16 protein-coding genes are annotated in these 12876 nt (G+C 33.4%); 7 read left to right on the top strand and 9 right to left on the bottom strand.

From position 1 onward, the window contains the following. Positions 1 to 142 precede the first annotated feature (142 nt). Both M1D73_RS08445 and M1D73_RS08440 read right to left on the bottom strand, forming a co-directional pair. Entirely contained in the window at positions 143 to 304 is a 162-nt protein-coding gene (locus M1D73_RS08445; RefSeq protein WP_000108701.1) for a hypothetical protein, read from the bottom strand. Positions 305 to 369: 65 nt separating this feature from the next. After that, positions 370 to 486, bottom strand: a complete 117-nt coding sequence (locus tag M1D73_RS08440; protein WP_001987133.1) for a hypothetical protein — start codon at positions 484 to 486, stop codon at positions 370 to 372. 41 nt (positions 487 to 527) lie between these two features. On the opposite strand from M1D73_RS08440, the gene M1D73_RS08435 reads away from it, so the two are divergent. After that, positions 528 to 950, top strand: a complete 423-nt coding sequence (locus tag M1D73_RS08435; protein ID WP_000214581.1) for a YfmQ family protein — start codon at positions 528 to 530, stop codon at positions 948 to 950. Positions 951 to 999: 49 nt separating this feature from the next. Here the strand turns inward: M1D73_RS08435 and M1D73_RS08430 are convergent, their stop codons facing one another. From M1D73_RS08430 to M1D73_RS08410, 5 genes are read right to left on the bottom strand one after another with little or no spacing between them, the layout of a single operon-like run. Next, the gene (locus tag M1D73_RS08430) at positions 1000 to 1833 is read right to left on the bottom strand and encodes a hypothetical protein (RefSeq protein WP_000755316.1); all 834 of its coding nucleotides are present in this window, start codon (positions 1831 to 1833) and stop codon (positions 1000 to 1002) included. 20 nt (positions 1834 to 1853) lie between these two features. Further along, positions 1854 to 3116 (bottom strand): MBL fold metallo-hydrolase, encoded by a 1263-nt coding sequence (locus M1D73_RS08425; protein WP_033689189.1) that lies wholly within the window; start codon positions 3114 to 3116, stop codon positions 1854 to 1856. Beyond that, positions 3113 to 4783 (bottom strand): ABC transporter permease, encoded by a 1671-nt coding sequence (locus M1D73_RS08420; protein ID WP_121868190.1) that lies wholly within the window; start codon positions 4781 to 4783, stop codon positions 3113 to 3115. Before M1D73_RS08420 ends, M1D73_RS08425 begins: the two co-directional genes overlap by 4 nt. A 12-nt stretch (positions 4784 to 4795) precedes the next feature. Continuing rightward, positions 4796 to 5821, bottom strand: coding sequence for an ABC transporter substrate-binding protein (locus tag M1D73_RS08415; RefSeq protein ID WP_063246154.1), 1026 nt, complete (start codon positions 5819 to 5821; stop codon positions 4796 to 4798). Next, entirely contained in the window at positions 5799 to 6791 is a 993-nt protein-coding gene (locus M1D73_RS08410) for an ABC transporter ATP-binding protein (protein ID WP_121868188.1), read from the bottom strand. The genes M1D73_RS08415 and M1D73_RS08410 overlap by 23 nt, the downstream gene beginning before the upstream one ends. A 162-nt stretch (positions 6792 to 6953) precedes the next feature. On the opposite strand from M1D73_RS08410, the gene M1D73_RS08405 reads away from it, so the two are divergent. Continuing rightward, entirely contained in the window at positions 6954 to 7847 is an 894-nt protein-coding gene (locus M1D73_RS08405) for a LysR family transcriptional regulator (protein ID WP_121868187.1), read from the top strand. A 40-nt stretch (positions 7848 to 7887) separates the two neighbouring features. Here the strand turns inward: M1D73_RS08405 and M1D73_RS08400 are convergent, their stop codons facing one another. After that, a complete protein-coding gene (locus M1D73_RS08400) occupies positions 7888 to 8412 on the bottom strand; it encodes a COG3014 family protein (RefSeq protein WP_000736443.1) in 525 nt (174 codons plus the stop codon). Between the two features lie 113 nt (positions 8413 to 8525). After that, positions 8526 to 9794: an MFS transporter gene (locus M1D73_RS08395; protein WP_000502476.1), complete on the bottom strand. Its 1269-nt coding sequence runs from the start codon at positions 9792 to 9794 to the stop codon at positions 8526 to 8528. 119 nt (positions 9795 to 9913) lie between these two features. On the opposite strand from M1D73_RS08395, the gene M1D73_RS08390 reads away from it, so the two are divergent. From M1D73_RS08390 to M1D73_RS08370, 5 genes are all read left to right on the top strand, one after another. Beyond that, on the top strand, positions 9914 to 11128 hold the full coding sequence (locus tag M1D73_RS08390) for a transcriptional regulator (protein WP_000212380.1): 1215 nt from the start codon (positions 9914 to 9916) through the stop codon (positions 11126 to 11128). Positions 11129 to 11194: 66 nt separating this feature from the next. Next, on the top strand, positions 11195 to 11374 hold the full coding sequence (locus tag M1D73_RS08385; RefSeq protein WP_001025733.1) for an H-type small acid-soluble spore protein: 180 nt from the start codon (positions 11195 to 11197) through the stop codon (positions 11372 to 11374). A gap of 184 nt (positions 11375 to 11558) precedes the next feature. Next, positions 11559 to 11894 (top strand): antibiotic biosynthesis monooxygenase family protein, encoded by a 336-nt coding sequence (locus tag M1D73_RS08380; protein ID WP_000168851.1) that lies wholly within the window; start codon positions 11559 to 11561, stop codon positions 11892 to 11894. Between the two features lie 2 nt (positions 11895 to 11896). Then, the gene (locus tag M1D73_RS08375; protein WP_000660122.1) at positions 11897 to 12502 is read left to right on the top strand and encodes a dienelactone hydrolase family protein; all 606 of its coding nucleotides are present in this window, start codon (positions 11897 to 11899) and stop codon (positions 12500 to 12502) included. Further along, entirely contained in the window at positions 12503 to 12862 is a 360-nt protein-coding gene (locus M1D73_RS08370; protein ID WP_121868186.1) for a hypothetical protein, read from the top strand. The last annotated feature ends 14 nt before the right edge of the window (positions 12863 to 12876 follow it).

Below are 12876 nucleotides of genomic sequence, written 5' to 3'. Positions count from 1 at the left end.
ACTAAATAAATTTCCCTTTTTAAGTAATAATTAGATTATTTATACAAAAATACATCTTTTCTTAAACAACAAAAAAACATGCCTTCATTAGGAAAGCATGCTTTGTGATATCCTTCACATTTTTTGGTTAAAAAATAAATGTTTACTTACCATGATGTAACATTAAATCACTAAGTTCTTCTTCAATGTGATTTAATTTCGCAACGCCTTCTTTCCATTTATGAATATAACGTGAAACCCCAACAAAAAACAAAACAATAATTGTGGAAAGAATAATACCATATACGATTGCTACAGTACTCATAGTTACACTTCCTTATAATTAGTAATGTGGTTATTAGTTATATTTTTATTATAAACCTTTTTCTTTTAAAATACTTCGATTTCAACTTTTTGTAACAAAATTGATTTTTCTAACATTTCGTTCGTGAAAATGGCATATTTTTCACAAATTATACAAAACTTCACCATATGTACTATTACCATATGAGTTATATTATTAAATAGAATAAAGGGGATGATATACTATGACGACTTGGTTTATTGTAATGTTAGTTGTATTTGGAGCATTTAAAATTATCGTTTCTAGCCTTCCTAACTCTGTTATTGAATCCATTATTAGTCGCTTTGAAACACATCCACAACTCGAAGAAGAGAATGTGACTGTTACAATGAACGGAAATAACTTAGTAGGCGAACAGAAATCAAAAATTATTCATGATTTTAACGAAGGTTTATTTTTAGATCGCTATTATGCACCACCCCATAATGAAGGCACTCCTTTAATTATCAATGCAAAACGTGGTAAAAAAGATTTTACATTTTATATTTATAGTCATGAAGAGCATGTTGATGTTGTAAAACAATATAAAAAGAAGGTAGTTGCTTATAGTTTACGCTCTAAAAACCTTCAAAATAGTGATATGTTTGTGTCAGCTGATTTAGCTTAATACTCATATATAAAAAGGAATCCATGGCATATGGATTCCTTTTTACTATTTACTGAAAAATAAGCTCTGTCTTCAAACTATCTTTCGGTAACAACCAGCCTTTTTTCTCTAAACTCGCCATTAATAATTCCCTTTGTTTTGTCGTAATACTTTCTTCATTTGTTTTAAATGACACTTCTATTACGAAATCATCTTCTAATTTCCCTGTATTACTTAATGGCCAAATTTCAATATTTGCTTTTATGTTTTCAAACTCTCCTGTATATCGTTTCATTAATACAGGACCGTAAATACGGGAATTCTTTAACATCTCTTCTCCCCAATTTGTATACAACCATTTGTTCATTTTCCCTGGTAATTTTTCTATTAACATGTTTTGAGCAGCTTGTTTATTTGGTAAATCAAGTATTCCATATCCTTTAGCACTGTAACTTTTCTTATTTGAAATGCTTAATGTTTTCTTCTCAAATCCCCAATCTATTTCCGCCTCATAACTATCCGTATTACTATCGAATCCTTCTTTTTTAGCTACTTCTAGTGCATCTTGAATTACACCATTTGGAATAGGATATCTTTTTTTATATGTTAGTTCAAAATCTTTACTAAATTCTTTCTTTCGAATTCTAGCAAACCAACCTTCCTCGCTTAAACTTTTATTCGCAGTATCTAAAAATTGCACTTGTATTCTTTCATATTTTGTACCAGCCTGGAAATGTTCTAGTACCTCTTGCTTCATCTCTTTGTTATCACCTAATACTTGTTCTGGCTTCAATAATAACTTCACTTCAAAACTAGGTTTCATTGGACTAGCTGCAAACCCTTCCTTAACGTTATAAAGGAAACAACAAAAGAAAATGCTTACGAATACAAATACTTTTTTCATATACCTATCCCCTTTACATTTCAAATGACTTCTATACGTTCCATTGCAAGTGAATATACATTTTCATATCCTGCTGTACTTAGCTTTTGTTGTAATCGATCCGTATCCTCTTTCAAAGCGTGCACTAGCACCGTATGTTCTGGTAATAATGTATTTAACATCTCTTTAACGTCTCTTATACTTTGGTGAACTTTATACGCAACTCGATTCACCCTACATGTATTCCTTACATGCTCTTTCATAACTTTTTCTGCAAAACTCCCTTTCGCAATATGCCCAGTAAAAATAACGGCATTCCGTTTTTCATTCCGAAGTTGTTCATAATATAACTGCGCTCGTTTCGTTTGCATATTCGCATCACTCATTACAACTATTCCGTAACTATTTTGCATACTAATATCATTATCCATCACTATTATGTTTCTTTTTAAACTCTCCATAACCCATTTAAGTTCTTCATTATTTTTTATCCAATCTTTATATACGAACATCTCTTCAAATCCAGCCAAAATTTCTTTATCTACTATAAGCGGAAATTCTTTATATCGTTCATATAAATACAATACTATATCTTGTGCCCTACCAAGTTGTGGCAGCGGTAATAATGCTATTCCTTTATTTTGCATAACTCGTTCAATTTCTGCACATAGATTGTCTAATCTTTCATTTTGCGAAACATCCTCTGTGTGATAAGCGGCATCTACAATTGCAACTTTTATATTGTGGCCCAATTTCTCAGGTAAATTAGCTCGTAGTATATTAGACTCTGCTGAATAGTCGCCTGAATAAAATACGTATGTATTACACATATCAACTAAAAACCAAACAGCTCCTAATACATGCCCACTATATCCCCATTGAAACCGCAATGTAGGAGTAATTTGTACCCATTCATTTGGATTGCTAATCTCATCAATACATACATAATTTAAATCTTTTATGTGTTGGTCGCTATAAGGTAAATTCCACCCTTGCATCACATTATAGTTTCTCCATTTTTCATAATATAACGGCAGTTGCTCCTTCGTATAACGAGTCGTCCAAATTTTTTTCTTATATCCATACTTCGCTAATAAAGGTAAACCCATCGTATGATCTTCATGAATATGTGATAAAAATACCGCATCTAAAAATGGAGCAGCTTCTCTCTCTATTTTTGGATAACCATCCTCATAAGATCGATTAATACCACAATCAAATACTATTTTCGTCTCTTTATTTTTTACAAAATAGCAGGAGCGACCGTACTCTCCTGCTCCTCCCCATACTTCTACCCTCATCATACTACCCCTTTTCGCTTTTGCTCCATATGTTGTAGCAGTAATAAGCATATTGTTGTAAGTCCAACAGAAACAACGGCCATCGCCATGCCTATAGATACTTCACCCTGTTCAAATTGAGCAAAAATAAACGTTGCTGACGTTTCTACTGATGGAGGTAATACGAGAAGCGATGCTACTAACTCTCTTATCGAAATTGTAAATGTCATCGCCCATCCAGCAAGAATGCCTGGGATAATAAGAGGCAATATTATTTTTCTAAAAATATAAATATAATTTCCAGAAAAAACACTTCCTGCCTGCATGAGAGAATCATCAATTTGTCCGAGTGATGATTTTACATATTGCACCGTGTAAGGTAAAAACAGCACAACATACGTTACGATAACCATGACTGGTGTATTGTAAATTGACATAGGCATATATGGTGAATTCCAAAATAGAATAAGACCTACAACCATAACGATTCCTGGTACCATATTCGGTAACATACCGCACATATCAAGCCATTTTTCAGAGGTTTTTTTCCCCTTTCGAATCATAAGTGCCAAAAAGACTCCAATCATTACCGCAATAATCGCTGTTACGAGTGAAAAAAGAAAACTATTCCATAAAGCCTCTAATCCCGGAGACCCCATTGTAAACAATGCCTCATAATGACTTGTTGTAAAGTTATTTACATGTAAACCGCCGCCTCTTAATTTTGAAAAAGAAGCAATAAGTATAGAAAAGTATGGAATTCCAATTGATACGATTAATAAACCAATTACATACATCCATGCTACAACGCGCGTAAATATAGACAAAGTATATCTTTTAGATTTCACACCTTTTCCACTAACTATTGCATATGAATACTTTCGATTCAATACATTTTGCATATACCAAATGAGCATACAAGCACTAAGTAATAAAAAAGATAATGCTGTTGCACTACTAAAATCAATTGGCCAACTCGAAATAAATTTATGGATTTCTGATGTTAACACGTGGAATCCTATTCTACGTCCGAATGTAGCCGGTGTTCCAAATTCAGCAATCGTCTTTACGAAAATGAGTAAAGCACCCATTACATAACTTGATACTAATAACGGCAATATTATTTTTCTTAAACGATAGAAAAAACTTCCGCCATGAACTGCTGCAGCTTCTTCTTTACTACTCCCAATCTGAAGTAACGTGTTTTTCAGCATGAAATAAAGGAATGGGAATAAATGCAGACTCATAATTAATACCATACCTCCTAAACTAAAAAACGATGATGAAACTGTCTTTAGCATCGGGAAAAATTGTTCAAAATAGCCGTTAGGTTGCATGAACAAAATCCAGCCCATCGATCCAATATACGGCGGTGTCATAAATGGAATCATAAAAACAATATCTAACTTACTATACTTTCCTACATCTGTTTTGCTCATAATAAACGCTAATGGAAATGCAAATATTGTAGCACCTATTACAACGAGTACACCTAGAAGCATCGAATTTAGAAAAATCCCAGCTAATCCACCACTCTGCATCACTTCAAAAGGCTTTAAAAAGTTCCAACTACTATTTTCATATACACTAGAAAATAAAATAAGAAAAAGTGGAATGACGATTAACATCGCTACAAGTAATAACGCTACCGTCATTCCAACTTGTCTTACTGATACGAATCGATTTACCATGGAATCACCATCTTATTGAAATACTTTCTTAAATTGTTTTCCTATTTCATCTTGCTCTTTCTCAACTGTTTTCCAATCAATATTTAATACTGGAATCTCTTCTACATTTGGTCTATTTTCAGCTTTTATATCTGTTCTACCAGGCAATAAATACGCTTTAGAAACTTGTTTTTGTACATCATCGGATAATAAATAATCAATAAACTCTTTTGCACCTTCAACATTTTTACTATCCTTCATAATCCCAGCTGCACGTGGGCTAATAACTGTTCCGCTTTTTGGATATACAATATCAACAGGTTCACCCTTTGCTTTTGCGCTATACGTCATATAATCAACACCCGCAATGACCATATCTTTCGCACCTGTTACAACTGGGTCTAACGCTTCCTGATTTGCTCCTGCTACTGTAACTTCATTTTTCTTAAGCTGCTCAAATAAATTCCATCCATCTTGTCCATTCTTTTTCACGTATCCTGTTACAAAGTCTAAAGCTGAACCTGAAAGTGCTGGATCTGGAAGATTCACTTTCCCTTTCCATTCTCCTTTCGTTATATCGCTCCAATCTTCAGGCGCTGTCTTCACATTTTTTGTATTGTACACAATCCCTAATGCTGAAGCACTATACCCGAAATAATGTCCTTTATCATCTGACCATTCAGAACGCAGCTTATCAGCTTGTTTCGCTTCTTTATAAGCTAACGTTTGACCCTCTTTCTTTAATCCTTCCATCGCTGGTAATGATGCAAGTACGACTACATCAACGACTGGATTTTTCTTTTCAGCTTCCATTCTCGCTAAAATTTTACCAGTTGTCCCTTGAAACATTTCCACCTTTATACCAGTTTTCTTTTGAAAGTCTTTTTGAATTTTTTCTGCTAACCCTTTTGGCCCTGCACTATATACAACAATTTTCTTTTCAGTCGTATTTTTACTTTTCGCATCTGCATTGCCTGTCTTTGAACTACACCCTGTTACTACAGCCGAAAATAATAAAGTACATACAAATAAAGACTTAAGCGAACTGAATTTCTTCATACGATTCTCCCCCTATATGATGAATACATTTTTTTGGCACATATAACGATACTGGTTTACCGATGCTTAGCTTACTATTGTGATAGGCTGTCCAGATGCCTAAAGTCCCCATATTTACTTTCACTTCATAACGTTCTCCTACATATGTAACGTGCTGAATTTCACCTGTATACATTTCGCACACATCATTTTTTGTCCAATTCACATGCTCTGGACGAATCATTTTTTCACCCTCTACAAGCCAATTCGCCTTACCAACAAATTTGGCAACAAATTCATGAGACGGTTTCACATAAATATCTTCCGGTGTTCCTTTTTGTAATACTTCTCCTTGTTTCATGACAATAATTTGGTCTGACATTGACATTGCTTCTATTTGATCGTGAGTGACATACAGTGCAGTTAAACCAATGGAATGAACGATATCCATAAGCTCTATTCTCATTTCTTCTCGCAAAATTGCATCGAGTGCACTTAGCGGTTCATCAAACAAAATAAAGTGAGGTTTTGTTACAATTGCTCTAGCGAATGCGACACGTTGTTGCTGTCCACCAGAAAGTTCGTGTGGATACCGTTTCTCCATACCTTGCAGGCGAACTCGCTTTATCGCATCTTCTACTTTTTCTCGTAAATGATTCGTTTGCTTTGTAGCCCTTAAACCAAATGCAACATTTTCAAAAACAGTCATGTGCGGCCATAAAGCAAAATCTTGAAATACCATACCGATATTCCGTTCATGAGGAGATGTCTTTATCTTTTTTGTAGCAGAATACATGCACTGGTCTCCAAAATATATTTCTCCTTTATCCGGTTCTTCAAGTCCTGCTATCATTCTAAGCAAAGTCGTTTTCCCACACCCCGAAGGTCCTAAAAGTGTAGTGAATTCCCCTTGTTTCATTACAATCTGCAACGGCTTTAACGCCTGTATTTTTCCAAATGTCTTTTCTAATCCACTAATTGTAATATCCATTGCTTCACCTCTCTCCCCTCATTCTTAACCTGCTTTCATTCTATATGGAAGATTTATACTCAATGTTAATGTACTGTAAAGATTAAATTAAAAAACTTCTAATAAACTATTTATTTCTATAGATTTTTTCTATAGTTAAAATAAAAAAGGCGGCAATTCATAATGAATCTCTTAAAATTAGAAATTGTAGTACTTATTAAGAAATACAAAAAGCTTACAATCGTTGCAGAAAAACTTGGCGTTAAACAACCAACTATTACATTTCATATAAAAAGCTTAGAAGAAGAACTCGGTGTGTCTTTATTTGAATTACGTTCTGGAAGGTATTTCTTAACAGAGGCTGGTGAGGCTTTGCACCATTATGCTTGTAAAATAGATGCGCTTATGAAAGAAGCTAGACGTGTCACGCAAGAGTTTAAAGATTTTCATAAAGGTGCTATAACAATCGGCGCTAGTTATGTACCAGCGACTTATCTTTTGCCAGAAGTCGTTCATCAATTTCAATGCGAATTTCCCAATATAAAAATAACGCTACTAGTGAAAACAGCCCCTGAAATTCGAATGATGCTACAAAATCACGAAATCGATCTTGGGATAATTTCCGCTGCTCCATTTGATGAACCACTTTTAAAACAAACGAATATAATGCCCGATACACTTGTTCTTGCCTTTTCCAAAGAACATCATTTTTCAAAGAAAGACAATGTATCGTTACAAAATATCGAAAAGGAACGCATACTATTGCATCGTAATCCATCTACAACGAGAGATTTACTTACACAATGGACGTTGGCGCACAACATTACATTCCAATCTGAAATTGAATTAGACTCATTAGAAACAATGAAACAAATTTTAAAATATGGTAATGAAATTGCCTTTATTTCTAAACTTGCTATCGAGCAAGAAATACAACGAAATGAGCTATGCTATATACCAATCCCTGAATTTGAATTTCAGCGTAATATTTATACGATTCATCATGAGGACAGATGGAATTCTAAAATCATTTCTTTTTTACTACAAAGCATCACTTCATTTACAACAAAAAATTAAAAGGCTGTCGTTATGCACGACAGCCTTTTAAACTATAAATCTATTTATTTTTCTTTGCCTCAATTTTTGCTTGCGCCTCTTCAGCCTTATCTAATGCTTCTGATACTTTCTTCTCTTTTTCTTTCACTTCATCTATACTATCGACAGCTTTAATAAGTTTATCGATTCCTTCTTCTTCTACCTTTCTACGCTTTGCCACTCTTTCATTTACTTTCTCTTCCACATCTTTTGCTTTTTGAAGCATATTCTCTGCATTTGATGTTACAGCTTTTTCAAGTTCATCATCTTTTTTCTTTTGTAACACTTCATTTGCAATGTCTTTCGCTTCTAAATACTTACCGTCTTTTAATGCTGTTGCTCCGTGATCCATTCTCTCAGCAACTTCTTTATATGATTTCGCTTCATTTCCTGATTTCTCTTTTTCTGCTTTTTCGAACCACATTGTTGCATCACTATACTTTTCATCTTTCAATGATTGCATACCTGTTTCAATATATGTGTCATAATTGCTACATCCAGCCATTACGACTAATAGAAAAAGCATAACAAAACTTAATTTTTTCATGCTGTTGTCTCCTTTTCTTTGCCTGCTCACTATACTGTAACATACATGAAAAAGAGTTTCAAAAACTAAAATACTAATTCGGTCATTTTTATTTTATTAAGTCAAATTGCCTTTTAGACAGACACATCCACTTGCTTTTTCATTACATGCTTCTTTATTCCTACTAATACAACTAACAATAAACCTCCGCCTAATGTCATCATAACAATGCTAGTTGGCAACATATCTAATAATAATCCATACACAATCATACCGAGCGGTGCGATTGCAGTAGAAATTGTTTCAAGTAAGCCGAAAACGCGTCCTAAATAACTTGGATCTGTCGTCTTTTGCAAATGTACTTGCATCGGGATATTTACAACCATCATTGATATACCAGTTAACATCATAAAAGCGATATAGTAAATAAAACTTGCTACTTTCGGGATGGTGACTACTAATGGAAACACTGTACATAAACTCAAGCCCGCAAATAAAAGCAACCCAATATAAACAGAACGAAACGGATTATTCACTTCTTTACGTACTGATAACGCAATTGCACCAATTAACATCCCAACTGCTAACATTCCCTCTACAACACCGAGTTGCTTCGAAGATAGATGCAAATTTTGAACAATAATATATGGAAGTGAAACGAAAAGTGCACTCGCAAAAAAGTTTACCCCTACTGCAATTTTCATTAAACCATATATTTCATGCTGTCTTTTTACATATGAAAACCCTTCTTTTATACTCGTCAAGAAATGCTCTTTACTTTCAGCCATTTCTTTTTTGTATAAATCAAATACGATAAATAATTGCACAACAACCGCTAAAAAGAATGTAATGCTATTCAATAGGAAAAACGATTTAATTGAAAAGAAACCAAATACAACCCCGCCAATAATCGGTGCTAAAATATTTGATAAAGATGCTGCCGTCTGGTTCAAAGCACTGGCTTTTTGAATACGTCCTTCATCTACTAAACTTGGAATAGATGAAGTTAATGAAACAGAGTAAAAACTCGCACAAATTGATAATAATGCTGCTGAAACATAAATAAACAGAAGTGATGGCCCAAAAGTAGTTGCAAGGATAAACATAATAAACATTGTTAAACTACTTAACAAATCGGTACCGATGACAAGCCATTTTCGATTGACGCGGTCAGCTACAGCACCAGCAATTGGTCCACAGATTAGCCTTGGAATCGATCCACAAATAAGCGTAGTTGCAAACCCCATTCCTGAACCCGTTGTCTTTAATACGTATAATCCCATTGCAAACGTATAAATACCGGCTCCTAGCAAAGACGTCATTTTCCCAATCATCATTAAAATAATATTTCTCGTTGCAATCTTCATTCTTGAATCATGTTGTCCTATACTTATATCCCCCATTTTTGACACTCTCCCCTTAAAAGTTAAATTGTGTTAAACTTATTATATAATTAACTTTCCAATTTTTACAACAAAAAGTTTAATGACATTTAACTTTCTAACTATAAAGGAGCAATTATATGGCTACTCTCGGTGAAAAAATTAAAACGTTACGAAAAGAAAAAAAGCTTACTCAAACTGATCTAGCAGGTTCAGAACTCACAAAAAGTATGCTAAGTCAAATTGAAAATGGAAAAGCTACACCTTCTATGAAAACACTACAATATATCGCTGACAAACTTGAATGTGAAACAAGTTTTTTATTAGAAGATGATGATGTAGAAATTGTAGAACTCATTCAACAAACGGAGAAACTAATAAAAGCAAACAAGTACGATGAAGTATATGAGGTTTTACTACCGATCGTTCAAAAAGAGCTACCTCCCACTTTGAATACTGCTCGTTTATATAAACAGTTTGTAACAGCTGCGGCTAAAATGAAAGATTACAATATTGAATATTACGTTGAAAAGGCTACTTCTATTTTTGAGAAATATACGTTATACCGGGATAGTACGGAAACAAAATTAAAATTATCCTTTACGATATTCACACGTAAAAAATATGCTGAATGTTTACAACTTATAGCTAGTATCCGAAATGACTATGAAGAGAAACATTTAGAAATGGATCTCATTATACATATCGAATTATATTTATATGAAGCAATTATTTTTCTTGCATGTGGTGATTACGAACAATGTGAAAGTGTCATTTTAGATGCACTTGCATTTTCAAAAAAGCATCAAGTGTATTATAAAACAGATGAATTTTATCGTATTTTATCTTATCAAAAAGTAATCACGGCTGATAAAGAACAATATTTACATTACATAAAAAAATCAGAGCAATTCGCCATTTTTACAGAAGATAATTTCTCTGCGGCGGTTATTGATCTTTTAAAAGCTTTCTACTACAACACAATTGCTAATGAATATACAGTTGCATTAGAACATTTAGAACAATTTCGAGAAAAATTAAAAGATGAGCCAATTTTTCAAGATGATGGATCATATTATCTTGAAAAAGGAAAAGCTTTGTATGGTTTAAAACAATACGAAGAAGCTTTAAAAACATTGCAACGCGCTATCATACCAGATTATATAAACCATCCACTTGATCACGCACGACTTACAACAGCTGGGGCATATCGCGCTCTTTGTTATGTGAAACTTAATGATAAAAAAAGAGCTCTTGAAGAAGTAACAGAAGCATATGAAATCGTACAGTCCTATCCTGATTCCATCTTCACTTCATTTATTAAAGAAACATTACAAATAATACAAAAACTTTAAGAATGTCTCTAAATGGTATATTATTCCTCTTTTTTAGCAAAGATAATAATGATGGGAGGAATATAAATGAATATACAACGTGCAATAGAGCTTTCTGTGTCAGCAGAGCAAGCCAATGTCAGTTTTCAAGGCATGCCTGTTATGATTCAACACGTCGATGAAAGCAATGAAACCGCCCGCATATATGAAGTAAAAAACCCAGAACGCGAATTAACTGTTCCAGTTAATAGCTTAGAGGAAATATAAGAAATGCCACTTCTCTTTTGAAGTGGCATTTTTCTTCTTTCAGATTACTTACTATAAATTTCTTCAACCCTTTATTTTACATGAGCTGAAAAAATAAGAATTTTCTACTTCTTTTCTTTTTGTGACCTGCTAAAATACAAACTATGGATTAATTATTCGTACTATACATTAAGGAGGAAAAATAATGGCATCTACTTTAGAAAAAAACAAGCCTTATTATGCAGTTATATTCACTTCTAATTTATCAAATGATACAACAGACTATAATACCGTTGCCGAAGAAATGGAGAAACTTGCAAAGCAACAACCTGGATTTTTAGGTGTAGAAAGTGCAAGAGGTAATTCTGGACTCGGAATAACAATTTCTTATTGGGAATCACTTGATGCGATTGAAAATTGGAAGAAGAACACCTTACATAAAGAAGCGAAAAAAAGAGGTCGTGAGCAATGGTATGAAAACTTCCATCTGCGTATTTGCCTTGTTGAGAAAGAATTTAAGTTTCATAGAGGTACTTTATAACTATGAAGGAAAAATTAGCTCTCGTTATTGTTCATGAAATATATGGTGTGAACGACCATATGCATCACGTTACCCAGCACTTTACTTCATCTCATATAGATGTATTCTGTCCTAATCTTCTACAATCACAACACGCATTTCATTATCGTGATGAAGAAAAAGCATATGAACATTTTGTAAATCATATTGGATTTGATGATGGAAAAAAGCAAATTGAAGAATTCATTTCTCATCTTTCTAGTAGTTATACACATATTGGACTTATCGGCTTTAGTGTTGGAGCTACCATCTCATGGCTATGTAGTAACAATCCGAAAATAGATTTTATTATCGGATGTTACGGTTCTCGTATACGCGACTATGTTCACATAAAGCCTACATGCGCTACACTACTTATATTCCCTGAAAAAGAAGCTAGTTTTTCAGTATCCTCTTTCATTCAAACATTGCAGCAACAGAATAACCCTTTATTAGAAATAAAACAACTACACGGTGAACATGGATTTCTAAATCCGTACACTGAAAAATATAACGAGCACTCTACAAAACAAGCATACAATTTAATAGATTCATTTCTTGTAAAAAACACTCTTATAAAGGAGATGTAAATGACACTTACATTACTCTTACTTATTTTCATACTCATTTCCTTTATCTCAGCGCTAACTATCATTTTTATAACCGTAAAAAAAGGGATATTTTTCAACCGCCTCTACTTACAATCTATTATCGTTTGCATTTTATTTTTTACAAATTGGATTTTATATTTATCAACTTTTTATGCGTTACTTCCCGAAAAGATTAGTGAGTTCCTATTCCTACCCATTTGGTTTTTCCTTTGTATTTTAGGTTTTATAACTTTCTGGCGTGAATGGGAAAATAATCGTGTATTCTCCATATGTATCGTTTTTCTTTCCTTGACTAGTTTTTTATTTGGATTATTGTTGTTAGTTATTTCGGGGATGTAATAGAAGAAGGAAGA

This window comes from Bacillus sp. PK3-067 (assembly GCF_056738645.1).
This window is presented reverse-complemented; position numbering and strand designations above follow the sequence as displayed.